Raw genomic sequence first — 24189 nt, 5'->3', positions numbered from 1 at the left:
TTTCATTCCAGGTGGGATTGTTTTTCGACGCGAATGCGCCGGGGGAATGCTCACTCTTTTTTGCGGGGGTAGTCGAATTCGATGACGCCCTGCTGGCCTTTCTGCTGGATGCCGCGTCGCCGCGCCTTTTGCAAAATATCCTGAACGTTTTTGCCCTTCTCTTCCGGCCGCTTTTCCTTGTTTATTTTTTCCGGCGGGGGAGGTGTCTCCGTAGATTTGTCTTTCTCGTTCATGTGCGGATCCGGGCTCACGCTTCGCCTGCGGGTTTGTCTTTCGGCTGACTCATCGCGCTCATCAACCGGCGCAGTTGAAAGGCCTGCGGCGACGTGGTCTTCACCATCGAAGGCGTCCGGCATTTGGGGCAGACGTCATGTCGTCGCACGGACCGCCACAGCGTATACATCACGCCGGGCACAATGTAGAACAGGTACAACAGGACCTCGATGACGATGTGGCCGCGGCGCACATTGATGGGCTGACGCTGGCATCCGCAGGTAAGACAGATGTAATCCTTGCTGAAATCCACCCCGCCAACGACGTTCTTTCTGGGCCTGGGCTGCTGTTTTCGAATCGGCTGACTCATGCCCCGCACCTCCGCAATGCTGTCCCCCATTGAAAGTTGAATTCTAATTTTACCACTTTCGCAGCTTTTGAAAAGAAGAGAGGAAAAAGATTCTCGACGGCGCCGAAAGCCGGGATGGGCCAGTGAACTTATGCGAAATACGCGCGTTAAACCGCGGCGAGGTGGGTGTCTTCGTACAACGTGTCGCGTTCCATCGGCAGGCGGCCGGATTCGACGATCATGTCGATGATCTCGCGCTGGTGGAAGATCTGGTCTGTGGTCGCGCCCGCGGCGTGGATGATTTTTTCCTCGACCACGGTGCCGTCCATGTCGTCCGCACCGAAGGACATCGACAACTGAGCGATCTTGGGCGAAATCATGATCCAGAACGCCTTGATGTGCGGGAAATTGTCGAGCATGAGGCGGCTGACCGCCAGGGCGCGCAGGTCCAGCTGACCCGACGTCGGCGGCAGGAAATGCAGGTTGGTGTTTTCCGGATGGAACGCCAGCGGGATGAACGTCACGAAACCGCCGGTCTTGTCCTGCAACTCGCGCAACCGCACCAGGTGATCGACGCGTTCCTCCGCAAACTCAAGATGACCGTACAGCATGGTGGCGTTGCTCTTGAGACCGACGCCGTGCGCCGTCTCGTGCACCTCCAGCCAGCGCTCGCCGGTGATCTTGTCGTTGCAGATTTTCTTGCGCGCGCGTTTGGCGAAGATTTCCGCGCCGCCGCCGGGAATGGATCCCAGCCCCGCCGCGTACAATTCCTCCAGCGTGTCCTTGAGCGGCTTGCCCGCGAGCTTGGCCAGGTAATCCAGCTCCACCGCCGTGAACGCCTGCAGGTGGACATCGGGAAAACGTTCCTTCAGGCCGCGCACCATGTCGAGGTAGATCGAGTACGGCCAGTCCGGGTGCAGACCGCCGACGATGTGGAACTCGCTGACCTTGCCGTTCTGGTAGGCCTGCGCGTCGGAGAAGATTTCTTCCAGCGATTTTTCGTAGGCGTTGGGCGCGTCGGGTTTGACGCCGAACGCGCAGAAATTACAGGTGTGTATGCAAACGTTGGTCGGGTTGATGTGGCGGTTGTGGATGAAGTAGGCGTTGTCGCCGTTTTTGCGTTCGCGCACGATGGTGGCCAGACGGCCCACGCCCAACAGGTCCGGCGTCTTGAACAGCGTCACGCCGTCGTCGAAGGACAGGCGCTCGCCCGCTTTCACTTTGTCTTCAATGGCTTTCAGCCGCTCATCCAGAAACTCAAACACCACAACACTCCATAAAGTCCGTTGATTCAATAGAGGAAGGGATTATACCCGATTCCACCGGCCCAAGGCAAAGGGTTTGGGAGAGCCCCAAAATCTGCCAATCCAGATCTGTGTGCACCCGTGGTCCCCTCTTATGTTACACCCACAGGCAGTCCACGATGACGAGGGTCATGAGGGTGAGGCTGATGAGTCCGTTCACATTGAAGAAGGCGATGTTCACGCGCGTCAGGTCGTCTTCCCTGACGATGGCATGCTCGTAGATCAGCAATCCCGCCACCGCCAGCACGCCGGCAAGGTACGTCACACCGAGCAGCGGTGACAGGTACATCACCCCCAGCAGGAACAGCACCATCATGGCGTGCGCGGCGCGGGCGAACAGCAGTCCACGGCCGATACCGAAATGCTCGGGGATGGAGTGCAGGCGGTTTTTTTTATCGGCCTCGACGTCCATGCAGGCGTAGATGATGTCGAAGCCCGTCAGCCAGAACACCACCGCCGCGCCCAGCACCAGCGAGGTGAAGGAAATCTCCTCGCGGATCGCCACCCACGCCCCCACCGGCGCCACCGACAGGGCAAATCCCAGAAACACGTGCGAGTACGGGGTGAAGCGTTTGGTGATCGAGTAGAAGAAGACGATGGCCAGCGCCACCGGCGACAACCACAGCGCGAGGCGGTTCAGCATGCCGGCGGCGAAGATGAAGATGGCGGACGACACAATAAGGAACGCCCAGTACTGCCCCGTCCCCACTTTGCCCGCTGGCAGGGCGCGGTTTTCCGTACGCGGGTTTTTCGCGTCCAGGCGGGCGTCGACGATGCGGTTGAAGGCCATGGCGGCGTTCCTCGCGCCGAACATGCAAAGCAGGATCCACAGCATCTGCTCCCACGTGGGCAGGCCCCCGGCCGCGAGGAAGGCGCTCATCACGGCGAACGGCAGGGCGAACACGGTGTGTTGAATTTTGATGTCCGCGAAGATGATTTTCAGTTGTTCCCACATGCGGTTTCGTCCACACTATTTCGGAAGAGGGAGAAGCGGTCCGGCAAATGGCAACCGCCGATGAACACAGGTAAAAAAAGAGAAAATCTTTCTATTAAGAAGCCGTGGATTCACTAACTCCAATTTCTCATTCACAGGCACGCGCATGACCGTCACCGAGACCGCCGGAAAGCCCGCCGAGCGACCCGATATTTCCATAAAAAACGGCACCGCGCATCTATATTTCGCCTACGACGTCGGCTTCGCCATCAACCTCGATGAAGCCGACCGGCACATCACCGCGCCCAAGGGCCGCTCGCAGATCCAGGCGAAGCGGCGCGTCAGCAAGTATTTCCAGCTGACCCCGTCGCCCGTGTGGATGTCCACGCCGGTGGACGCGTTCCAGATCACTCCGCGCCACACCACGGAAAGCCGGGTGAACGTCCTGCTGTTTGAGTTCGGCGCGGTGTCGATCGACCTCGTCGTCCCCTTCTCCGGCACGCTGACGGAGCTGGTGGCGTTCATCGAAACCGCCTACGAGAGCGAGGGACTGCGACAGCACGCCCGGCGCGCCCTCGACCAGGTCCTGAAGGACATCGGCCCTTCCGTCAGCCGCCTGTCGGTCTCGCCGCATTTCGAGGACTACTTCGTGTTCCAGATCGAGGAGTTCGATCCCCACGTCAGCGTGCACGATCTCATCGAAAAGTATCCGGAGACCGTCGCCCGCCTTCTGCGCGGCGAGCGCGAGCGGTTGTCGCATGAGGAGACCGAGGATATCATCTCCAACCGCATTTCGTACGGGCTGGAGGACGTCACCTTCGTCGGCTGGGATTGCGCGCTGGTGTACGACACCGAACCGGAGGACATCTGCACGGTGCTCGAGTACACCAACGTGGCGCTCCTCGAGTTCGCGTTCCTGAACAACAAGCTGAACCAGGCGCTCGACGAGTTTTACGATCACCTGCCGCCGGCGGCGGGCGGGAAGTCGGCGAGCAAGTTCAAGTCGCTGGCACCGAAACTGCGCAGCATCGGCCAGTTCCAGCTCGACACCGAGATCATCTTCGACGGCGTGACCAACTCGCTCAAACTGTTCGGCGACGTGTTCCTGGCGCGGCTGTACGACCTCGCTTCCCGCCAGCTGGGCCTGGAGGACTGGCAGGAGAGCATCCAGCGCAAGCTGGACACCATCGAGAGCATTTACGGCAAGCTGTCGGACGCCGAGGCGACCCGGCGCCTGGAGACGTTGGAATGGATCATCATTGTGCTGATCGCCGTCTCCATCCTCCTCCCTTTCATCCCCGGCCTCTCCGGCATGATGCACTGACAACCCCCTGCCCTTCGCAAAAATTTTCGGTTCCGCGCTGTGGCGGTTGACGGTATGATGTGGCCTCGCAATCAACCCCAACCCCAGTCACCCTATGAAATACGTAAGACAACTCGCCCGTTTTCTGCACCCCTACCGCACCATGCTGTTCTGGGGGAGCATCCTCCTGATCCTCGCCTCCGCCACCAACCTGGCGATCCCGCTGTTCGTCAAGCAGCTGGTGGACGTGGTGATGGTGAAGAAGGATGTGGAACTGCTCAACGACATGGCGTGGATCATCGCCCTCCTGTTCCTTTCGCAGATGCTGTTCAGCACGGCGCACAATTACCTGTACGACATCACCGAGAAACGCGTCACCACCGACTTCCGCAAGCGCATCTTCCGGCATATCCACAAACTGTCGATGAGCTTTTTCGTCAAGCGCCGGACCGGCGAGATCATGTCGCGCATGACCAACGACATCTCCACCATCGAGGGCGTCATCACCGACCTGCCCGCGACGGTGCTGCAGCAGTCGATCCGCCTGTTCGGCGGCATCATAATCATCATCTACATGAACTGGAAGCTGACGTTCATGATCCTCGTGCTCGCGCCCATCCTGGTTCTGTTCGCCCGTTACTACGGTAAGCGCCTGCGCGCGTTGTCCACGGAGATCCAGGACAAGCTGTCCACCTCCACCACCATCCTGGAAGAAAACCTGAGCGGCATGGCGGTGGTGAAATCGTTCGTCAAGCAGAAGCTGGAGATCGACCGCTTTGAGGCGGCGGTGGAGGACAGCTTTGAGTCAGCGAAGAAGCGGGTGAAGATTTCCGCGTTCTTCGGCCCTTCGATCGGCTTCATCGCCTTCATCACCGCGCTGGTCTTGTTGTGGTACGGCGGGCACCAGGTGATCGCCGGCAACATCAGCCCGGGCGAACTCATCGCCTTCATCCTGTACGCCACCATCATCGCCGGGCCCATGGGCAGTTTCGCCCGGCTGTACACCCGTATCCAGGAGGCGCTGGGGGCGAGCCAGCGCATTTTCGACATATTGAATACCGAGGGCGAGGTCAAGGACCTGCCCGGCGCTCAGCCCATGCCTCCCATCGTCGGCCGCGTGGAGGTGAAAAACCTGCATTTTCACTACAGGCCGGACCAGGAAGTATTGAAGGGACTCGATTTCACCGTCGAGCCGGGCGAGATGGTGGCCCTGGTGGGGCCCAGTGGCGCCGGCAAGACCACGCTCATCAACCTCCTGCACCGCTTTTACGATCCGGTGGAAGGCGAAATTTGTGTGGACGGCATCCCCATCCACACCGTGCAGTTGAGCAGCTATTTGCAGCAGGTGGCGCTGGTACCGCAGGAAACCCTGCTGTTCGGCGGGACGATTGAGGAGAACATCCGCTACGCCAAGCCCGAGGCCAGCGAGGAAGAGATCGTCGACGCGGCGAAGAGCGCCAATGCCGACGCCTTCATCCGCGCCTGCCCGGACGGCTACCGGACCATTGTCGGGGAGAAGGGAATCCGCCTGTCTGCGGGACAGAGGCAGAGGATCGCCATCGCCCGCGCCATTCTCAAAAACCCGCACATGTTGATACTGGACGAAGCCACCTCCGCCCTGGACAACGAGTCGGAAAAGCTCATTCAGGAGGCCCTGGAGCGCCTGATGAAGGGCAAAACCTCGTTTGTGATCGCCCACAGGCTGTCCACCATCCATAATGCGGACCGCATCATCGTGCTGGAGCACGGGCGGGTGGTGGAAATGGGCCGGCACCAGGAGTTGATGGACAAGGAAGGGCTGTATCACTACCTCTACACCCTGAAAAGCTACCAGCTGGAGCACGAGCCGGAGGCCCTGGACGAGGCGGATATGTAGGCTGGTAGCGGTTCGGCCAAGTTCCTAAAAAATATTACAGAATTTTCTAAAAAAACACTTGCGCAACTCTGATAAAGCCGATATAACTTAAATCACTTGAACAACACCTAGGATTTTCAAGCATCCGGGGTTCGAAAGTTAGGTCCCCGATGACCTTCCTATATTTGTTTCAGATTGAAATTTTTCGATGGACCTGAGGGTCGTTCAAACGATCACTCCAGCCATCACTGTTCTTTGAAAGCAGAATAAGGTGCCAACCTAAGCTTGCGGATGCCTGTTAATTTTTAATTTGGTCAAATTTTCGAGTTTTACAACTGGAGAGTTTGATCCTGGCTCAGAACGAACGCTGGCGGCGTGCCTAACACATGCAAGTCGAACGAGAAAGTTCCTTCGGGAATGAGTAAAGTGGCGCAAGGGTGAGTAACACGTGAATAATCTGCCTTTGAGATTGGGATAACCTGACGAAAGTTAGGCTAATACCGAATAAGACCACGTTTCATAAGAGATGCGGTAAAAGGAGTCTCAAACTCCACTCAAAGATGAGTTCGCGGACCATTAGCTAGTTGGTGAGATAAAAGCTCACCAAGGCTACGATGGTTAGCCGGCCTGAGAGGGTGATCGGCCACACTGGAACTGAGACACGGTCCAGACTCCTACGGGAGGCAGCAGTGGGGAATTTTGCGCAATGGGCGAAAGCCTGACGCAGCAACGCCGCGTGAGCGATGAAGGCCTTCGGGTCGTAAAGCTCTGTCGGGTGGGAAGAACACAATGACGGTACCACCAAAGGAAGCCCCGGCTAACTCCGTGCCAGCAGCCGCGGTAACACGGAGGGGGCGAGCGTTGTTCGGAATCATTGGGCGTAAAGCGTATGTAGGTGGCCGGATAAGTCAGACGTGTAAGCCCACGGCTCAACCGTGGAATTGCGTTTGAAACTATTCGGCTTGAGTGCAGGAGAGGAAAGCGGAATTTCCAGTGTAGCGGTGAAATGCGTTGATATTGGGAAGAACACCAGTGGCGAAGGCGGCTTTCTGGCCTGCAACTGACACTGAGATACGAAAGCCAGGGGAGCGAACGGGATTAGATACCCCGGTAGTCCTGGCTGTAAACGATGGGCACTAGGTGTAGGAGGTGTTGATCCCTTCTGTGCCGCAGCTAACGCATTAAGTGCCCCGCCTGGGGAGTACGGTCGCAAGGCTGAAACTCAAAGGAATTGACGGGGGCCCGCACAAGCGGTGGAGCATGTGGTTTAATTCGACGCAACGCGAAGAACCTTACCTGGATTTGACTTGCTTGGGACCGCCTTGGAAACAAGGTTTCCCTTCGGGGCCCTTGCACAGGTGCTGCATGGCTGTCGTCAGCTCGTGTCGTGAGATGTTGGGTTAAGTTCCGCAACGAGCGCAACCCCTACCTTTAGTTGCCAGCGGGTAATGCCGGGAACTCTAAAGGAACTGTCGGTGATAAACCGGAGGAAGGTGGGGATGACGTCAAGTCCTCATGGCCTTTATGTCCAGGGCTACACACGTGCTACAATGGCCGGTACAAAGAGTTGCAATACCGCGAGGTGGAGCTAATCTCAAAAAGCCGGTCTCAGTTCGGATTGGAGTCTGCAACTCGACTCCATGAAGCTGGAATCGCTAGTAATCGTGGATCAGCATGCCACGGTGAATACGTTCCCGGGCCTTGTACACACCGCCCGTCACACCATGAAAGCCGACTGTACCAGAAGTCACGATGCTAACCTTCGGGGAGCTACTGCCTAAGGTATGGTTGGTGATCGGGGTGAAGTCGTAACAAGGTAGCCGTAGGGGAACCTGCGGCTGGATCACCTCCTTTCTAAGGAGATTTTGATCCGGCAAATCTGTCGGTCGAAATCGACGAGATCAACCATCCGTGAGTTGGGTTGGCACCTTTTCTTTCTATAAAAATTCGGCACCAGGTTATTTGGCATGATCGGGAGCTAAAGCCTGACAGGTATCAGGGGCCTATAGCTCAGTTGGTCAGAGCGCACGCCTGATAAGCGTGAGGTCGGTAGTTCAAATCTACCTAGGCCCACCATTTGATTTGAGATGATCGATGGCCGGCCCGGGTGGGCCAGTCTGGCACCGTATATGGGGGTGTAGCTCAGCTGGGAGAGCGCCTGCCTTGCACGCAGGAGGTCATCGGTTCGATCCCGTTCACCTCCATACCTAAAACGAAATCGACATCTTCGTTGGAACCGTACCGAATTTTCGGAATTGCCCTTCCCTGATGAAGGGCACTGCTCTTTTACAATTGAATATCGCAAGACAAGTAGCTGAGGATTTTGGTCAAGCGCATAAGGGCGCATGGTGGATTCCTTGGCGCCAATGGTCGATGAAGGGCGTAGCAAGCTGCGATAAGCTTCGGGGAGCCGCTAACAGGCGTTGATCCGGAGATTCCCGAATGGGGCAACCCGACACGGGTCATACCGTGTCATCACTGTCTGAATACATAGGGCAGTGAAGGCAACCGGGGGAATTGAAACATCTCAGTACCCCGAGGAGTAGAAAGCAACCGCGATTCCCTTAGTAGCGGCGAGCGAAACGGGAATAGCCTAAACCGGACGTATGTCAAGCCCGTGTGCGTTGTGCGTCCGGGGTCGTGGGACCTGATTTGACAGGGATACGGACCTGTCGGAATGTAAAAAAAAGGTGTCTTAGTTCAACAGGCTGGAAAGCCTGGCCATAGAAGGTGAAAGCCCTGTGAACGAAAAGTCATCTTCATTCTCGATCGGGCACCCGAGTACTACGGGACACGAGAAATCCTGTAGGAATCCGGGGGGACCACCCCCCAAGGCTAAATACCAATTGGCGACCGATAGTGAACCAGTACCGTGAGGGAAAGGTGAAAAGCACCCCGGTGAGGGGAGTGAAATAGAATATGAAACCATGTGCCTACAAGCAGTGGGAGCACTATACATCCGGCTTGCCGGATGCAGGTGTGACCGCGTACCTTTTGCATAATGAGCCGCCGAGTTACTTTATTCAGCAAGGTTAAGCCGTTAGGTGGAGCCGTAGCGAAAGCGAGTCTGAACAGGGCGATCAGTTGAATGGAGTAGACCCGAAGCCGGGTGATCTATCCATGGCCAGGATGAAGCGGAGGTAACACTTCGTGAAGGTCCGAACCAGTGGGCGTTGAAAAGCCCTTGGATGAGCTGTGGATAGGGGTGAAAGGCCAATCAAACCCGGCAATAGCTGGTTCTCCTCGAAATAGTTTTAGGACTAGCCTTGCGTAATAGTCTGCGGAGGTAGGGCGCTGGATGGGCTAGGGGCCTCACCAGGTTACCAAACCCAACCAATCTTCGAATACCGCAGGCCGTATCGCAGGAGTCAGACTACGGGTGCTAAGATCCGTGGTCGAAAGGGAAAGAGCCCAGACCACCAGCTAAGGTCCCTAAGATAGACTAAGTGGGAAAGGTTGTAGGAATACTCAGACAATAAGGAGGTTGGCTTAGAAGCAGCAATCCTTTAAAGAAAGCGTAACAGCTCACTTATCAAGTGTCCCTGCGCCGAAAATGTATCGGGGCTTAAGTTTATCACCGAAGCTGTGGACTGAATGACACCTCGGTGCCATTCAGTGGTAGAGGAGCGTTCCATACCGGGTTGAAGCTCGACCGTAAGGACGGGTGGACTGTATGGAAGCGAGTATGGCGGCATGAGTAACGTTAAAACAGGTGAGAAACCTGTTCGCCGAAAATCCAAGGTTTCCTGAGGAAGGGTAATCCTCTCAGGGTAAGTCGGCCCCTAAGGCGAGGCTGAAAAGCGTAGCTGATGGGAAACGGGTTAATATTCCCGTACCTCGTATAACTGCGATGGGGTAACGTAGAAGGGTAATCTATCCGGGTGATGGACGTCCCGGTCCAAGCATGTAGGAGGGAGGTTTTGGCAAATCCGGACCTCTTTTAACTCCGAGACGTTATGGGGAGTCTTCTCTACGGAGAAAACGAACTAGATGATCCCAGGCTACCGAGAAAAACCTCTAAGCTTCAGGTTATACGGGACCGTACTCTAAACCAACGCAGGTGGATGAGGAGAGAATCCTAAGGCGCTTGAGAAAACTCTGGTTAAGGAACTTAGCAAATTAGCTCCGTAACTTCGGGATAAGGAGTGCCCCTATTAGGTGAAAGAACTTGCTTCTGGAGCCGAGAGGGGTTGCAGTGACCAGGCAGCTGTGACTGTTTACTAAAAACACAGGACTCTGCGAAGTCGCAAGACGATGTATAGGGTCTGACGCCTGCCCGGTGCCGGAAGGTTAAAAGGAGGGGTTAGTCTTCGGACGAAGCTCCAAATTGAAGCCCCGGTAAACGGCGGCCGTAACTATAACGGTCCTAAGGTAGCGAAATTCCTTGTCGGGTAAGTTCCGACCTGCACGAATGGCGTAACAATGGCTGCACTGTCTCAACCAGGGACTCAGTGAAATTGACATACCGGTGAAGATGCCGGTTTCCCGCAACAGGACGGAAAGACCCCGTGCACCTTTACTACAACCTGATATTGAGTATTGATCTAGTATGTGTAGGATAGGTGGGAGACGTTGAATCCGGAGCGCTAGCTTCGGGGGAGTCACCCTTGAAATACCACCCTTATTACATTGATATTCTAACCTCGGTCCGTGAATCCGGATCAGGGACAATGTCAGGCGGGTAGTTTGACTGGGGCGGTCGCCTCCTAAATTGTAACGGAGGCGCGCGAAGGTCCTCTCAGGCTGATTGGAAACCAGCCGTCGAGTGTAAAGGCATAAGAGGGCTTGACTGCGAGACCGACAGGTCGAGCAGGTGCGAAAGCAGGTCTTAGTGATCCGGTGGTCCCGTGTGGAAGGGCCATCGCTCAACGGATAAAAGGTACGCCGGGGATAACAGGCTTATCGCCCCCAAGAGTCCATATCGACGGGGCGGTTTGGCACCTCGATGTCGGCTCACCGCATCCTGGGGCTGAAGCAGGTCCCAAGGGTTTGTCTGTTCGCCAATTAAAGCGGTACGCGAGCTGGGTTTAGAACGTCGTGAGACAGTTCGGTCCCTATCCGTTGTGGGTGTTAGAGATTTGAGGGGAGCTGCTCCTAGTACGAGAGGACCGGAGTGGACAGACCTCTAGTGTGCTGGTTGTGTCGCCAGATGCATTGCCAGGTAGCTATGTCTGGAAAGGATAACCGCTGAAAGCATCTAAGCGGGAAGCCAACCCCAAAACAAGATCTCTCTTCCCTTCGGGGACTGTAGACTCCTTGAAGACTACAAGGTTGATAGGCCGGATGTGTACGCACAGTAATGTGTTTAGCTAACCGGTACTAATCAGTCGTGAGGCTTGACCTTTTTTCAGCTACTTTGTCTGCGATATCAATTGTATAAATTCTTTTGAGACTGTTTTCCCGGTCTTGATAGCGAAGGAGATACACCCGTTCCCATTCCGAACACGGAAGTTAAGCCCTTCAGCGCCGATGGTACTGCATGGGGGACCGTGTGGGAGAGTAGGTCAACGCCGGGTTATTCATTTAAAAGCCGCTTTGGATTCATTCCAAAGCGGCTTTTTTATTTCCGTTTCAGGTTTAACGAGACTGTGTGCCTCTGCACCCACCGGCTTCTCCATTTCTTATTCTCTTTTCTTTCCTCTCCCATTAAACTTCGGCCATGACCCTCGCCTGCATCGGATACGGCTCGCTCATCTGGAGTCCGCGAAACCTCGCGCCGCACCTCAAGCACCCCGACCGCTGGTTTGGCGATGGACCCGCCCTGCCCGTCGAGTTCGCCCGCGAATCCGACCGCCGGCGCATCACCCTGGTCATCGTCCCCGGCCACCCCACCAGCACCACATACTGGACGCCGTACAATCATGCCCATATTGACGAAGCGCGGCGGCAACTCGCCGACCGTGAAGGCTGCGGCATCGAGCACATCGGTGTCATGACCGCCGACGGACGGACAGAGTCCGCCCTGCCCCCGGCCCTGCTGGGAATCTTAAAAACGTGGATGGAAGAAAAACAACTGGAGGGGTTGGTGTGGACGGAGCTGCCCTGCGGGTTCAAAATGAGTCCAGGAAAACGTCCCACGGTGGACCAAGTGTGTGCTTATCTGGAAGGACTCATCGAGCGTGGGGAACACGAAAACGCGGAAGAATACATCCGCAAAGCGCCGCTGCAAATCGACACTCCTTACCGCCGCGCCATCGCCGACCGCTTTGGATGGCCGCCACTCTGAGATACAATCAATTCATTTAAAAAAGGACCGTCATGCAGGATTCATCCAAAGGCCCCCTGGCTCACCCGTTTCTGCAGAACGGGTTTCGCCCTTTTTTCCTTTTGGGCGCGCTGTACAGCGTGACCAACTTGCTCATCTGGGGCGGTTTTTTTGCCGGGCATCGTCCACCGCCGACATTCATGCTGGACCCCGTGCAGTGGCATGCGCACGAAATGGTCTTTGGGTACACCATCGCCATCGTTTCAGGGTTTCTGCTGACCGCCGTCGCCAACTGGACGGGCCGGAACCCGGCAGGGCCCATGCATCTGGCGGGTCTGGCCGCCCTCTGGCTGGCCGGTCGGGTGGTCATGCAATTTGATCTGGGCCTGCCGGAGACGGTCATCATCCTGGTTGAAGGTTCTTTTATCCTGGCGCTGGCCCTCACCCTGTCCCTTCCGCTTCTCAAGAGCTGGAACAAACGCAACTTCGTGTTTCTCGTTTTGCTCAGCATCCTGCTGGCATGCGACACGACATTCCTGGTCACGAAAGATAGCCCCCCTCTTTACGTTGCTGTGATGATCATAGTCGCCATGATATCCCTGATTGGCGGGCGCGTGATTCCCTCCTTCACCGTGGCGGCGTTGCATCAGCGCGGGGAAAAAGCCCGACAGGTGCCGCAGGAAAAGCTGGACATACTGGCGCTCTTGTCGCTGGCCCTGGTCATTCTCGCTTTTGTTTTCGCAGATGAGGAGGGGACGTTTCTGGCGGGCGCTTCTTTTTTTTCCGCAATCATTCATGCACTGCGCATGCGGCGATATCATACCCATCGAATCCTGCGAGACCCGATGGCCTTGATCCTCCATATTGGATACGGTTGGGTGATTGCAGGATTGATCTTAACCGGGTTTTCCGCACTGGGCTCTGTTCCCTTCCCAACCTCCCTACACGCTTTCACGGCCGGCGCGATCGGTTCCATGACGCTGGGCATGATGTCCCGCGTGCCGCTGGCCCATACCGGGCGAACCGTGCGTGCAACCAGGCTGACGATATTGAGCTTCATCCTGTTGCAGGGTTCGGCCCTCATGCGGGTATTAGGTCCGATAATGGATCCGGACAACACCGTTAACTGGATCATGGGTTCCGCCACGCTTTGGGCATTCTGTTTTGCGTTTTATATTCTGGCTTATACCCCGATTCTATGGAAACCCGAGCTCGAAAGGCAGGGCGCTTGACTCGGAGGAAGAGACTCGCAAAAAACTGATCCCGGCTTTGTCCTAAAACCGAACCGACAGCGTCACCGAGCCGAAGACGTCGGGTTCGAACTGGCCCTTGAATTCCTGCGAGCGGAACACCTGGGTGTATGCCAGTCGGATGCAGTCGTAGGCCAGCGCGCCGCCAAACTGCCAGTCGCCCACCAGGTACCGTTTGTTCACGGCGTGGCTGGTGCGGAACGTATTGCCGTCGAGAAAGATGTTCTGCGCGATTGCTCGTCCTTCCACACCCATGTACAGGTACGCCATCAGCCGTTTGCGGTCACGCCCGGCCCCTGTTTCAAAAAAATCCGAACCCTGCGTGCCGGGGCGGATGCGGGGCGGACCGTAATCCGCCGGCAGGTTGTAACCGACGCGCACGATGCCACCTGCCGCCACATAGGTGAACACATTGCCAAGCGCCACGCCGCCGCCGGGAATCCAGTCGCCCGCCGGCATCATGCCGTCTTCTTTCCATAGAGGGAGACGGTACTTGCGGTCGTAGGAAATCAAAAGGGCGAACTCGTTGTGGAGCTGGTTGTCCCAGCCTTTCGGGTCCTCATCGTCTATCAGCTCATGCCATTCACGCTGAATCCGCTCGCCGCCCGAGGCAGGGCCGATCACCCCCAGGTCGATTTCCACCGAGTCCAGCACGGACGCGTCCTTGAAGAACAGGAAATCGCGTTTCTCCTTTTCATCAAAGAATCCGAACCCGATATAGAGCCACCCGGCATAGGGCCGGTCGCGGCCAATGAGGCCGGTTTTGGACAGATCCTCCGGCGTGTAGATGTTTTGGCCGAGGATGACGCTCGCCGTTTCAAACTCAAAACCCAGACCCTTCTCCAGCGTCACCTCCCCGATTTTGTGCGCCAGCCCGGTTATCAATCCCGCCCCCTCTCTGCTTAGGCGGACAGGCAGGCGCTCGGAGGTGCAGTGGTCCTTCACATGGGCGTCGTAATCGGGTCTTTTCTTGTTGAATCGGCGTTCCATCAGCGACAGCCGCAGGCCCTGGGTGAAGTGCCGGTCGGTCCTGCCGAAGAAAAAGTCATTGCCGTCGGTGGCGTTGAAGAAGTATTCCGGGCAATCCATCCCCGGCTGGGCCGCGGCCGGGGCCGGAGTGACTCCCCCCAGGCAGGTTGCAAGCAGAAACCCTGCGGCGAACAGGCGTCCCGCCATCCCCTTTTTTCCATTTAATGGCTCTTCTCCCCTTTTCCGTTTCATGGCCGAACCCTCCCCAAGATTGTACTTAAATTCAAGCCTCAACAGGCTGGCGGAGCCATTGTATCGGCAAAATGATAAACAGGGGACGCAAAATCGGAATGGGGTCAAATGAACGTTTTCGATTTTTCCCTTCAACCTGTTCTAAACACTTCCCTTTTTGCGAGGAGGGGCTAAATTGCGCAGATTGCAGACTTTTCTCCCGCCCGGAAACCCCGCTTTTTCATTGACAACCCGTGGGTGCTCCGGTAGTATCCACCGTCACCATTTTTCCAAATGGCGGGTTCCATCCGACTCTTTTAAAATTGTTGAGAAACCTGTGGTTTTTTAAGAAATTACAGGTTAAAATCCCCTTTTTTTAAGGACCCAGGGACCTTGGCTCTGCAGGGTCGCATTTCCCGAAACCCTTATAAAAGTCGGACTTACAAGGTAGTGATCTATGCTTGACAGCTACACAGGCGCAGCTATCCTTTTGTTTTTTGCCACAGCCATTGCCGTGGGCATGGTGGTGGCCACTTCCCTCCTCGGGCCCAAGCGCGAGTTCGCAGACAAGATGGAGCCGTTTGAGTGCGGGGAAAGCCAGATTGTCTCGCCTTATCAGAGGTTTTCCGTCAAGTTTTACCTCGTCGCGGTGCTGTTCATCCTGTTTGACATTGAGGCCGTCTTCCTGTTTCCCTGGGCGATCCTTTATAAGAAGCTGGGCCTGTTCGGGCTGGTGGAAATGATCCTGTTCCTTATTATATTGGGGATCGGGCTGATGTACGTCTGGATTCGGGGAGGCCTGGACTGGGAGTGATGCGCACCGCATGACCGATACCTGTTATGAGCACTGAAATCATAGATAAAATCAAAGCCAAATTCGGCGACAAGGTGAAAGACTCGCACGATTTCCGTGGCGACCAGACGGTTGTGGTGGACAAGGACTGCGTCTACGAAGTGGCCCGGTTCCTGAGGGACGAGCCTGCCTTGGACATGAATTTTCTGATGGACCTGACCGCGGTCGATTACCTGGACAAAAAGAAGGTTCGTTTCGAGGTCGTGTACCACTTCTTTTCCCTCAAGCACAACCACCGCTTTCGCGTGAAAGCGCCGGTGGACGAGGAGGAATGCATCATTGATTCCGTGGTGCCGCTGTACCAGTCTGCGAACTGGTACGAACGCGAAGTGTGGGACATGTATGGTATCAAGTTCAAGGGACACCCGAACCTCAAGCGGATTCTGCTCTATGAAGGGTTCAAAGGCCATCCGCTCCGCAAGGACTACCCCATCAATAAACGACAACCGTTGATCGGTCCGCTGAACTGAGGAGAAATGGAAGATTTATTTGTTGATCTGGCCATCACCCTTGCCAAAATCTTTTTTGTGCTCGGGGTCACGGTCGGTTTTTTTGCCCCAATCCTGACGTGGGTGGAACGCAAGCAGAGCGCCATCATGCAGGACCGTATCGGCGCGAACCGGGCGGACATCATGGGCTTCACCGCGCTGGGCCTGTTTCACATCATGGCCGACGGGCTGAAGATGTTCACGAAGGAAGACTTCATCCCCCAGGGCGCCAACAAATTCCTCCATACACTCAGCCCCATCATCGCACTGATCCCCGCTATTCTGACATTCGCGGTGGTTCCCTTTGGTGGCGAGTACACGCTGTTCGGCAAGGAAGTCAAACTGGTCATCTCCGATCTGGATGTCGGACTCCTGTTCGTGTTCGCCATTGCGTCGATTGCCACTTACGGCTACGTTGTCGCCGGATGGAGTTCCAACAACAACTACTCGCTGCTCGGTTCCATGCGCACCGCCTCACAGATGGTATCTTACGAGGTCACGATGGGCCTCACCATCATCGGCGTGCTCATGGTATATGGCACCATGAAGTTGACGGAAATCGGCAACGCCCAGGAAAACTTCCTGCACTGGGGCATCTTTCTCCAGCCGGTCGGGTTCTTCATGTTTTTTGCGGCGTCGATCGCCGAGAACAAGCGCATTCCGTTCGACAATCCCGAAGCGGAATCCGAACTGGTGGCGGGGTACTTCACCGAATACAGTGGACTTAAATTCGGCATGTTTTTCATGGCCGAGTTCATCGAGATGGTTACCATCGCCGCGATCGTGACCATCCTCTTTTTCGGCGCGTGGCACATTCCTTTTATCGGTACCGCCACCCTGCTGGAAATCTTCGACTTTCTCGGAGAAACAGGATCGAACCTCGTCGTCATGTTCATCCATGTCGGCGTGTTTTTCGCCAAGGTCATTTTCTTCCTGTTTGTCCAAATGGTCATCCGGTGGACGCTGCCGCGTTTCCGTTATGACCAGATCATGAAGCTGGGATGGAAAATCCTGCTGCCCCTGTCGCTGGCCAACGTCGTCGTCACGGGCATCGTTATCCTGGCTCTTCAATAAGGAGAAGTTATGGCTTACTACGTCGAACGCAATGTCAAGATGACGTGGTGGGAACGTCTATATATCCCCGAAATCATCCGGGGCATGATCATCACCTCACGTCATTTCTTCAAGAACCTGTTTGGGTTCATTCCCTTTTTCCTGGGAAAGAAAAAAGAGCGGGAGATTTTCACGATTTACTACCCCGAGGAAACGCGGGAGTACCCGATCGCTTACCGCGGACGGCCGGTGCTGGCCCTGAATGAAGAAGGCCGCCCCAACTGCGTGGCCTGCGGCCTGTGCGAGATCGCCTGTCCTGCTTACTGCATCGACATCGATCCCGGCGCCAACAGCGGCAAGCAGAACGAGGTCGAGCGTTTCCCGGTCGAGTTCACCATCGACTACGCGGTCTGCATCTTCTGCGGGTTCTGCGAAGAAGCGTGCCCGGAAGAAGCGATTTTCATGAGCAACGACTGCGACATTTCGATGCTTGACCGCAAAAAAATGAAATACAACATGCAACAGTTGTTGATGCCGGTTTCCGAATTGAAGGACCGCATCGACTTCTGCCGGAAAATGTACGGAAAATGGAATTACTGATTTTCTATCCACTGGGTGGATTGTGTCTCCTCCTGGCACTGGGAGTGGTGTTCAACAACAGTCCCATCGGGTCGGCGGTGTCCCTCATCGGCATGATGCTGGGTCTGGCGGGCATCTTTGTTCTCCTGCAGGCGCATTTTCTCGCCATTCTGCAGGTCATCATCTATGCCGGCGCCATCATGGTTCTGTTCATGTTCGTCATCATGCTGTTGAACCTGAAACAGGACCTGACCTGGAAAACCCGGGAACGCAACCTGTTCCTGTCCATCCTCACCGGCCTTTTGGTGCTGGGTGTCCTGTACAAATTCATCGACCTCACGCTGGGGACGGAATTCAACAACCCCGCGATGGTTCCGGACACCTTCGGCACCACGGAAGAGGTCGGGACCAAACTGTTTACCGATTACGTTCTGCCGTTCGAAGTGGCGTCCATCCTGCTTCTCGCGGCGATGGTCGGCGCCGTGGTGCTGGCCAAATCCAAACTGGATTGATTGAATTATGGTACCTCTTTCGCATTACCTGATACTGAGCGCCACCCTGTTTACCATCGGGGTGCTTGGCGTGCTGATCCGGCGCAATGCCATCGTCGTGTTCATGTGCATTGAAATCATGCTCAATGCGGTGAACATTTCCCTGATTGCCTTTGACCGGTATCTGAACCACCACGACGGTCAGATTTTCAGTTTCATGGTGATGTGCGTCGCAGCGGCGGAAGTGTCCGTGGGACTGGCCATCGTCATTGCCCTGTTCCGCAACAAGCCGACTGTCAACCTGGATGAATTCAACCTGATGAAGTGGTAAGGATCGTATCGTGCTTTTCAAACTCGCCTGGCTGATTCCCCTTTTCCCGTTGATCGGTTCGATCATCAACGGAATTTTCGGCCTCAAACTGGGAAAAGACAAAGTCAGCTGGATTGCCTGCGGCTTCCCCGCAATGTCCTTCTTCGTCACGGTGATCCTGTGGGTGGCGTTGTTCTTCCATCCGGAGGGCCAGGCGTACCCTGAGCAGATCCTGTGGACGTGGATGGCGGCGGGTGATTTCACCGTCGAGTTCGGTTTCCAGATCGACCCCCTGTCCATGGTCATGATGCTGGTGGTCACCGGCGTCGGTACCATCATCCACATCTTCTCCATCGGTTACATGTACGAGGAGTACAGCTACTACCGCTACTTCTCCTACCTGAACCTCTTTTTGTTCTCCATGCTGATTCTCGTCATGGGCAACAACTTCCTGATGATGTTCATCGGCTGGGAAGGTGTGGGTGTCTGTTCCTACTTCCTCATCGGTTACTATTTCGAAAAGAAATCGGCCTGTGACGCCAGTGTGAAAGCCTTCGTGGTCAACCGCGTCGGCGACTTCGCATTCCTTCTTGGCGTTTTCTACATCTTTCACGAATTCGGCACCATCGATTTCACCAGCGTGTTCAACGCGGTGCCCTCGACCCTGGTTTACAACAGCGAGGCGGCAACCCTGATCACGATGTTCCTGTTTATCGGTGCGACCGGAAAATCGGCGCAGATTCCGCTTTACACCTGGTTGCCGGACGCAATGGAGGGCCCGACCCCGGTCAGCGCACTCATCCACGCGGCGACGATGGTCACCGCCGGTGTGTACATGGTGGTCCGCTGCAACGCGCTGTTCAACATGGCGCCGATCACAATGATGGTCATCGCGCTCGTAGGCGGCGGCACCGCGCTCTTTGCCGCGACCATCGGTTGCACCCAATACGATATCAAGCGCGTCCTCGCCTATTCCACCGTGAGCCAGATCGGTTACATGTTCCTGGCCTGTGGCGTTGGCGCCTACACGGCAGCGATCTTTCACCTCGTGACGCACGCGTTCTTCAAGGCCTGCCTGTTCCTTGGTTCCGGAAGTGTCATCCACGGCATGCATCACGAGCAGGACATCCGCAAGATGGGCGGGTTGAAAGACCATTTCCCGATCACTTACGTCACCTTTCTCGTATCAACCATTGCGATTGCAGGTATTTTCCCGTTCTCCGGTTTTTTCAGTAAGGACGAAATCCTGTACCACGCGCTGATGGACGGGAATGTCATTTACTGGGGCATGGGTGTGGCCGGTGCGTTCATCACCGCCTTTTACATGTTCCGGCTGGTGTTCCTGACGTTTCACGGCCCGTCCCGTGTGGACCCGCACGTGCACCCGCATGAGTCGCCGAAAGTCATGACCCTGCCGCTGATCGTTCTGGCGGGACTGGCGCTGGGAGGCGGCCTGCTGGGCCTGCCGCTCATTCATGGCTGGCACATCCTGCACAATTTCCTGGAACCGGTGTTGTCGTTCGATTTTGCGACTGCCCTGCACAACTCGGAGATCATGCAAGCCGAGCACGGTCACCATGTGACCTACGCAGAGATCCTGCACCAGAAAACCCACAGCGAACACAACGTGTGGCTCGAGATTTTCCTGATGATTTTCTCCATGGGTGTCGCGCTTGCGGGCATTTTCCTTGCCTACCTGTTTTACATCAAGCGCCCGGAGTTGCCGGACGAATACACCAAGGGTCAGTGGGGTTATGACCTGGTGAAGAACAAATACCTGGTGGACGAGGCGTATGACGCCATCTTCGTTCAGCCCACGGTCAAGGGCTCCTACCTGCTATGGAAGGAGGGCGACGCCAAGGGAGTGGACGGTGCGGTCAATGGTGTGGCTCAGACCATTGGCTGGTTCAGCAAGCAGGCACGCGAGTTCCAGTCCGGATTCGTCCGCAACTACGCCATGTTCATGGTGGTCGGATTCATTTTACTGTTGATCCTTATTTAGAAGCGAAGCGATGTACCTGACATTCGTAACATTTTTACCGCTGCTCGCCTGTTTCGTAATGGCGTTGATGCCGCGCGAGAACACCGCCGGCGTCAAATGGTTCGCACTCATCGTTGCGGGTGTGGATTTCATACTTTCCCTGCCGCTGTATTTCGACTTCAATATGAATACGGCGGATATGCAGTTCGAGTACATCGTGCCGTGGATCCCGCAATGGGGAATCAGCTATCACGTCGGCATCGACGGGATCTCCCTGTTGCTGTATATCATGACCACGTTTTTGACTTTCATCTCCATTCTCGCGTCCTGGGAGGTGAAGAAATACACCAAAGAATACATGATGGCCATGCTGGCTCTTTCGACCGGTATGCTGGGCGTGTTCATCGCCCTGGACTTCTTCCTGTTCTATGTCTTCTGGGAATTCCAGCTGATCCCCATGTACATCATCATCGGTGTCTGGGGTGGACCGCGGCGCATTTACGCGGCGGTGAAGTTCTTCATTTACACCGCAGTCGGCTCCCTGCTCATGCTGGTCGCCATCATCTGGATGTACTTCCATTTTCACGAAACGGTCGGCGTGTTCACCACCGACATCCTGCTGATAACCGAACACCTGAACCTGACGCTGGACCAGCAGAAATGGCTGTTCCTCGCGTTCTTCCTGGCATTTGCCATCAAGGTTCCCATGTTCCCGTTTCACACCTGGCTTCCGGACGCACACGTGGAGGCGCCGACGGCGGGCAGTGTCATCCTTGCGGGCGTACTCCTGAAAATGGGAACGTATGGGTTCCTGCGGTTCAACCTGCCGCTGTTTCCGGTTGCCAGCAACGAGTTCCTTCCGTTCATCGCAGGCCTCTCCATCATCGGTATCATTTACGGTGCGCTGGTTGCGATGGTGCAGGAAGACCTCAAAAAGCTGGTCGCCTATTCCAGTGTCAGCCATCTCGGTTTCGTCATGCTGGGCATTTTTGCCTTCAACCACTATGGGCTGCAGGGTGCTCTGCTCCAGAATCTCAACCACGGGATCAGTACCAGCGCCCTCTTTTTGATGGTGGGCATGATTTATGACAGGCGGCACACACGGCTGATCAAGGATTTCGGAGGACTGGCCAAGGTGATCCCCATGTTCACGGTGTGTTTCATGATCGTCACACTTTCATCCATCGGCCTGCCGGGAACCAACGGGTTCGTCGGCGAGTTTCTGGTATTGCTTGGCATATTCCAGGTGAACGGCTTCTATGCCGGCCTCGCCACCACGGGCGTCATCTTTGCCGCCTGCTACATGCTGTGGATGTTCCAGCGAGTGATGTTCCTGAAAATCGAGAACCCGGAAAACGAAAAACTGACAGACATGACCCCGCGCGAATGGGGTTACATGGCGCCGCTAATCGTGCTGGTGTTCTGGATCGGGTTCTACCCCACCCCGTTCACCAAAACATTTGACGCCTCGATCGAAAAACTGGTCCACCAGGTGGACCCGAAACAATACATGCCCCATGCTCAGGGCCAGCACGCCGCCAAACTGGACCGGCACCTGATGCAGTTGAAATTCGAGCAAAACGGAAAACTGAATTGAACTGAGGACGCAACCACGTGGAAATGATACCGACCCCTGAAATAGACCTGACCAGCCTCGCGCCCGTGCTGGTGCTGAGTGTGTTTTCCATGATGGTTCTTGTGTTCGATCTGTTCGCAGGCAAGAACAAATCCGGACTCGTTTTCATAAGCCTCACCGGCCTGCTCATGGCCGCCATCAGCGCCTTCGCCAAACGGGACCTGCCGGTTTACTCCTTCGGCGGCGCATACGTTGTGGACAATCTTTCTGTATTCTTCACCTGCATTTTCTGTCTGAGTTCCGCGCTCGCCATCCTGCTTTCGATCGAATACAACAAGCGCGAAGGCATCAAGATGGGCGAGTATTACGCCCTCATTCTGTTTTGCACCGTTGGCATGATCGTGCTGGCGTCCTCGACGGACCTCATCATGATTTTCCTCGGCATTGAAATCGTCTCCATCTGCCTGTACGTGCTGGCCGGAATCCGCCGATACGATCCCCATTCCAATGAGGCGGCGCTTAAATACTTCCTGCTGGGCGCGTTTGCGACTGGATTCCTTCTTTATGGAATGGCCCTGCTCTACGGAACCACCGGCAGTACCAAGCTGGTGCAGATCGCACAGCTTCTAAACAGTGGCGAGGTATTCTCTCAGCCTATGATGCTGATGGGGGTCGTGCTCCTTGTCATCGGATTTGGCTTCAAGGTCGCATCCGTTCCGTTCCACATGTGGGCGCCGGACGTGTACGAAGGAGCGCCGACTCCGATCACCGCGTTCATGGCGGTCGGCCCCAAGGCCGCCGCCTTTGCCGCTTTCTTCCGCGTGTTCGCGGAAGGCATTCCGGAACTCGCCCCTTCATGGAACATGATCCTGTCGATCGTTGCCGTCATCACGATGTTTGTCGGCAATCTGGGCGCCATCATGCAGACCAACATCAAGCGACTGCTCGCTTTCTCCAGCGTGTCCCATGTCGGTTACATTCTGATCGCCATCATCGCCAAAAACTCATTAGGCGGCGCAAGCCTGCTGTTCTACATGCTGGCCTACGCGTTCATGATTTTCGGCGCATTCGGCGTGGTGATCCTGCTGGGTCGCGACGGGGACGAGAACCTCGACATCCAGGGCTACTCCGGGCTGGGCTTCAAGCATCCTGTGCTCGCCATGTCGATGTCCATATTCCTGTTGTCTCTGGGCGGGCTTCCGCCTTTGGCCGGATTCGTTGCCAAGTTCTACATCTTCCAGGCAGCTTTGAAGGAGGGCTTCGTCATCCTGGTGGTTCTGGCCGTTCTCAACAGCGCCATCTCCTTCTACTATTACCTGAAAGTGATCGTTTACATGTACATGAAGGAGCCGGTTCAGGAATTCAGGTTGTCATTGACGCCCATCACCATGCTGGTCATCGGCATCGGCGTTCTGGGAACCCTGGAACTCGGTATCTTTCCGGACCCGATCATTTCCCTCGCCAAGCCCTGACGCAGGCCCCTACCCTCATTCTGCAAACCCCGCACACCCTCGTCATGAGGCGGAAATTATTATATAATTGGGGTCCCGTTGGTACCGCTGAGTCCAAGCTTTGAATGAAAGGAATTTGCGATGAAAATGCACCATTTGTCTCCGGAAGAAGTTGAGACAGTGATGGAAAAAGTCCGGACGGTGGTCGATTCCGGCGAATTCGATCCGGAAATCATGGAAGAGATTTTTACCATCTCCAAAGTGGACGGGAACAAGTTCCTCGAATGCAAGGGCAACCCACTGCAAAGCCAGCAGGTCAATTTCGAGTTGGACCGCGACAAAGGAATCCGGTTTTTCGATCCCTTCAACCTGTACACCAAAGGAATTTACAAGGACATCGACGGCTGGTCTGTTTGGACGGAGGACAATTTAAAAGAGCCCTGGTCTTATTGAGACCAAGGCTCCTTTGTTTTCCACGGGAAATAATCAATCGGGTTCCTCACCCGCTAGAATTGGGATGAGGCGGATTCGCAAAAAAGTGTTGCCGCTTGTTCAGGCTTTCTTTTCTGTTTCTTCCTGATCCTTTGTGTAATCGTAACTGCCTTTACGCGGCAGGGAAGCGGTGAAGGCTTCCGCCTTCTCCTTCATGGCCTTGTCTTTGGCTTCCCCTTCAGCCTGTGCCTTTTCCCGCGCCAGACGTTCTTTTTCTTCATCGCTCAGATTTTCCTGCTCAAGCTCACCCGCGGGTTGTTGCGCCCCACCTTCCTGCTGGGCCTGTTCGCCGGATTCCAATT

The 24189-nt window shown here is 55.6% G+C and carries 19 protein-coding genes, 2 tRNA genes, 3 rRNA genes and 1 pseudogene; 19 read left to right on the top strand and 6 right to left on the bottom strand.

Annotated features, from left to right (window positions below; translation table 11 throughout):
- Nucleotides 1–50 precede the first annotated feature (50 nt).
- The 4 genes from ACTRXA_RS00125 to ACTRXA_RS00110 all read right to left on the bottom strand — a co-directional run bounded on the left by ACTRXA_RS00125 (nt 51) and on the right by ACTRXA_RS00110 (nt 2821).
- Nucleotides 51–233 carry a hypothetical protein gene (locus ACTRXA_RS00125; RefSeq protein WP_442425177.1) on the bottom strand — a complete coding sequence of 61 codons (183 nt, stop codon included), beginning with the start codon at nt 231–233 and terminating at the stop codon, nt 51–53.
- A gap of 14 nt (nt 234–247) precedes the next feature.
- Nucleotides 248–583, bottom strand: a complete 336-nt coding sequence (locus ACTRXA_RS00120) for a hypothetical protein (RefSeq protein ID WP_442425176.1) — start codon at nt 581–583, stop codon at nt 248–250.
- A 146-nt stretch (nt 584–729) separates the two neighbouring features.
- A complete protein-coding gene (gene mqnE, locus ACTRXA_RS00115; RefSeq protein WP_442425175.1) occupies nt 730–1830 on the bottom strand; it encodes an aminofutalosine synthase MqnE in 1101 nt (366 codons plus the stop codon).
- A 133-nt stretch (nt 1831–1963) separates the two neighbouring features.
- A complete protein-coding gene (locus tag ACTRXA_RS00110; RefSeq protein WP_442425174.1) occupies nt 1964–2821 on the bottom strand; it encodes a UbiA-like polyprenyltransferase in 858 nt (285 codons plus the stop codon).
- Nucleotides 2822–2966: 145 nt separating this feature from the next.
- On the opposite strand from ACTRXA_RS00110, the gene ACTRXA_RS00105 reads away from it, so the two are divergent.
- The 9 genes from ACTRXA_RS00105 to ACTRXA_RS00065 all read left to right on the top strand — a co-directional run bounded on the left by ACTRXA_RS00105 (nt 2967) and on the right by ACTRXA_RS00065 (nt 13395).
- Nucleotides 2967–4124: a hypothetical protein gene (locus tag ACTRXA_RS00105; RefSeq protein WP_442425173.1), complete on the top strand. Its 1158-nt coding sequence runs from the start codon at nt 2967–2969 to the stop codon at nt 4122–4124.
- Nucleotides 4125–4218: 94 nt separating this feature from the next.
- Nucleotides 4219–5979 carry an ABC transporter ATP-binding protein gene (locus ACTRXA_RS00100; RefSeq protein WP_442425172.1) on the top strand — a complete coding sequence of 587 codons (1761 nt, stop codon included), beginning with the start codon at nt 4219–4221 and terminating at the stop codon, nt 5977–5979.
- Between the two features lie 311 nt (nt 5980–6290).
- A 16S ribosomal RNA gene (locus tag ACTRXA_RS00095) occupies nt 6291–7812 on the top strand.
- Nucleotides 7813–7957: 145 nt separating this feature from the next.
- Nucleotides 7958–8034 (top strand) — tRNA-Ile (locus ACTRXA_RS00090).
- A gap of 55 nt (nt 8035–8089) precedes the next feature.
- Nucleotides 8090–8162: transfer RNA gene (locus ACTRXA_RS00085), tRNA-Ala, on the top strand.
- 121 nt (nt 8163–8283) lie between these two features.
- Nucleotides 8284–11302: ribosomal RNA gene (locus ACTRXA_RS00080) — 23S ribosomal RNA — on the top strand.
- Between the two features lie 55 nt (nt 11303–11357).
- A 5S ribosomal RNA gene (gene rrf / locus ACTRXA_RS00075) occupies nt 11358–11474 on the top strand.
- Together the 16S, 23S and 5S rRNA genes with 2 tRNA genes alongside form the textbook arrangement of a ribosomal RNA operon.
- A gap of 143 nt (nt 11475–11617) precedes the next feature.
- A complete protein-coding gene (locus ACTRXA_RS00070) occupies nt 11618–12184 on the top strand; it encodes a hypothetical protein (protein ID WP_442425171.1) in 567 nt (188 codons plus the stop codon).
- A 32-nt stretch (nt 12185–12216) separates the two neighbouring features.
- Nucleotides 12217–13395 carry an NnrS family protein gene (locus ACTRXA_RS00065; RefSeq protein ID WP_442425170.1) on the top strand — a complete coding sequence of 393 codons (1179 nt, stop codon included), beginning with the start codon at nt 12217–12219 and terminating at the stop codon, nt 13393–13395.
- Nucleotides 13396–13437: 42 nt separating this feature from the next.
- Here the strand turns inward: ACTRXA_RS00065 and ACTRXA_RS00060 are convergent, their stop codons facing one another.
- Complete coding sequence (locus tag ACTRXA_RS00060) at nt 13438–14634, bottom strand: lipid A deacylase LpxR family protein (RefSeq protein WP_442425169.1); 1197 nt, start codon at nt 14632–14634, stop codon at nt 13438–13440.
- A gap of 436 nt (nt 14635–15070) precedes the next feature.
- Here ACTRXA_RS00060 and ACTRXA_RS00055 point away from each other — a divergent pair, with 436 nt between their 5' ends.
- From ACTRXA_RS00055 to ACTRXA_RS00010, 10 genes are all read left to right on the top strand, one after another.
- Nucleotides 15071–15427, top strand: a complete 357-nt coding sequence (locus tag ACTRXA_RS00055; RefSeq protein ID WP_442425168.1) for an NADH-quinone oxidoreductase subunit A — start codon at nt 15071–15073, stop codon at nt 15425–15427.
- 26 nt (nt 15428–15453) lie between these two features.
- Complete coding sequence (locus ACTRXA_RS00050; protein ID WP_442425167.1) at nt 15454–15936, top strand: NADH-quinone oxidoreductase subunit C; 483 nt, start codon at nt 15454–15456, stop codon at nt 15934–15936.
- Between the two features lie 6 nt (nt 15937–15942).
- Nucleotides 15943–17028, top strand: coding sequence for an NADH-quinone oxidoreductase subunit NuoH (nuoH, locus tag ACTRXA_RS00045; RefSeq protein ID WP_442425166.1), 1086 nt, complete (start codon nt 15943–15945; stop codon nt 17026–17028).
- A 9-nt stretch (nt 17029–17037) separates the two neighbouring features.
- Entirely contained in the window at nt 17038–17607 is a 570-nt protein-coding gene (locus ACTRXA_RS00040) for a NuoI/complex I 23 kDa subunit family protein (RefSeq protein ID WP_442425165.1), read from the top strand.
- On the top strand, nt 17595–18098 hold the full coding sequence (locus ACTRXA_RS00035; protein ID WP_442425164.1) for an NADH-quinone oxidoreductase subunit J family protein: 504 nt from the start codon (nt 17595–17597) through the stop codon (nt 18096–18098). Before ACTRXA_RS00040 ends, ACTRXA_RS00035 begins: the two co-directional genes overlap by 13 nt.
- A 7-nt stretch (nt 18099–18105) precedes the next feature.
- Nucleotides 18106–18408: an NADH-quinone oxidoreductase subunit NuoK gene (gene nuoK, locus ACTRXA_RS00030; RefSeq protein WP_005009499.1), complete on the top strand. Its 303-nt coding sequence runs from the start codon at nt 18106–18108 to the stop codon at nt 18406–18408.
- Between the two features lie 10 nt (nt 18409–18418).
- Nucleotides 18419–20389 carry an NADH-quinone oxidoreductase subunit L gene (gene nuoL, locus ACTRXA_RS00025; RefSeq protein ID WP_442425163.1) on the top strand — a complete coding sequence of 657 codons (1971 nt, stop codon included), beginning with the start codon at nt 18419–18421 and terminating at the stop codon, nt 20387–20389.
- 10 nt (nt 20390–20399) lie between these two features.
- Nucleotides 20400–21965 (top strand): NADH-quinone oxidoreductase subunit M, encoded by a 1566-nt coding sequence (locus ACTRXA_RS00020; protein ID WP_442425162.1) that lies wholly within the window; start codon nt 20400–20402, stop codon nt 21963–21965.
- Between the two features lie 17 nt (nt 21966–21982).
- Nucleotides 21983–23416 (top strand): NADH-quinone oxidoreductase subunit N, encoded by a 1434-nt coding sequence (locus ACTRXA_RS00015; RefSeq protein ID WP_442425161.1) that lies wholly within the window; start codon nt 21983–21985, stop codon nt 23414–23416.
- Between the two features lie 120 nt (nt 23417–23536).
- Entirely contained in the window at nt 23537–23848 is a 312-nt protein-coding gene (locus ACTRXA_RS00010; protein WP_442425160.1) for a hypothetical protein, read from the top strand.
- 99 nt (nt 23849–23947) lie between these two features.
- Here ACTRXA_RS00010 and ACTRXA_RS00005 read toward each other — a convergent pair.
- A pseudogene (locus tag ACTRXA_RS00005) lies at nt 23948–24189 on the bottom strand (twin-arginine translocase TatA/TatE family subunit); the annotation flags it as partial.

This window comes from Nitrospina sp. P1_D6 (assembly GCF_052156615.1).
In the GTDB taxonomy this organism is placed as follows: Bacteria; Nitrospinota; Nitrospinia; order Nitrospinales; family Nitrospinaceae; genus Nitrospina.
The sequence above is the reverse complement of the archived record's forward strand: the minus strand, read 5'-3'. Positions and strand labels throughout refer to the sequence as shown.

What these genes read in the sequence shown, in the direction of transcription:
- ACTRXA_RS00125 (WP_442425177.1), bottom strand. Translation starts at nt 233, where the DNA reads ATGAACGAGAAAGACAAATCTACGGAGACACCTCCCCCGCCGGAAAAA.
- ACTRXA_RS00120 (WP_442425176.1), bottom strand. Translation starts at nt 583, where the DNA reads ATGAGTCAGCCGATTCGAAAACAGCAGCCCAGGCCCAGAAAGAACGTC.
- ACTRXA_RS00110 (WP_442425174.1), bottom strand. Translation starts at nt 2,821, where the DNA reads ATGTGGGAACAACTGAAAATCATCTTCGCGGACATCAAAATTCAACAC.
- ACTRXA_RS00105 (WP_442425173.1), top strand. Translation starts at nt 2,967, where the DNA reads ATGACCGTCACCGAGACCGCCGGAAAGCCCGCCGAGCGACCCGATATT.
- ACTRXA_RS00100 (WP_442425172.1), top strand. Translation starts at nt 4,219, where the DNA reads ATGAAATACGTAAGACAACTCGCCCGTTTTCTGCACCCCTACCGCACC.
- ACTRXA_RS00070 (WP_442425171.1), top strand. Translation starts at nt 11,618, where the DNA reads ATGACCCTCGCCTGCATCGGATACGGCTCGCTCATCTGGAGTCCGCGA.
- ACTRXA_RS00065 (WP_442425170.1), top strand. Translation starts at nt 12,217, where the DNA reads ATGCAGGATTCATCCAAAGGCCCCCTGGCTCACCCGTTTCTGCAGAAC.
- ACTRXA_RS00060 (WP_442425169.1), bottom strand. Translation starts at nt 14,634, where the DNA reads ATGAAACGGAAAAGGGGAGAAGAGCCATTAAATGGAAAAAAGGGGATG.
- ACTRXA_RS00055 (WP_442425168.1), top strand. Translation starts at nt 15,071, where the DNA reads ATGCTTGACAGCTACACAGGCGCAGCTATCCTTTTGTTTTTTGCCACA.
- ACTRXA_RS00050 (WP_442425167.1), top strand. Translation starts at nt 15,454, where the DNA reads ATGAGCACTGAAATCATAGATAAAATCAAAGCCAAATTCGGCGACAAG.
- nuoH (WP_442425166.1), top strand. Translation starts at nt 15,943, where the DNA reads ATGGAAGATTTATTTGTTGATCTGGCCATCACCCTTGCCAAAATCTTT.
- ACTRXA_RS00040 (WP_442425165.1), top strand. Translation starts at nt 17,038, where the DNA reads ATGGCTTACTACGTCGAACGCAATGTCAAGATGACGTGGTGGGAACGT.
- ACTRXA_RS00035 (WP_442425164.1), top strand. Translation starts at nt 17,595, where the DNA reads ATGGAATTACTGATTTTCTATCCACTGGGTGGATTGTGTCTCCTCCTG.
- nuoK (WP_005009499.1), top strand. Translation starts at nt 18,106, where the DNA reads ATGGTACCTCTTTCGCATTACCTGATACTGAGCGCCACCCTGTTTACC.
- ACTRXA_RS00020 (WP_442425162.1), top strand. Translation starts at nt 20,400, where the DNA reads ATGTACCTGACATTCGTAACATTTTTACCGCTGCTCGCCTGTTTCGTA.
- ACTRXA_RS00010 (WP_442425160.1), top strand. Translation starts at nt 23,537, where the DNA reads ATGAAAATGCACCATTTGTCTCCGGAAGAAGTTGAGACAGTGATGGAA.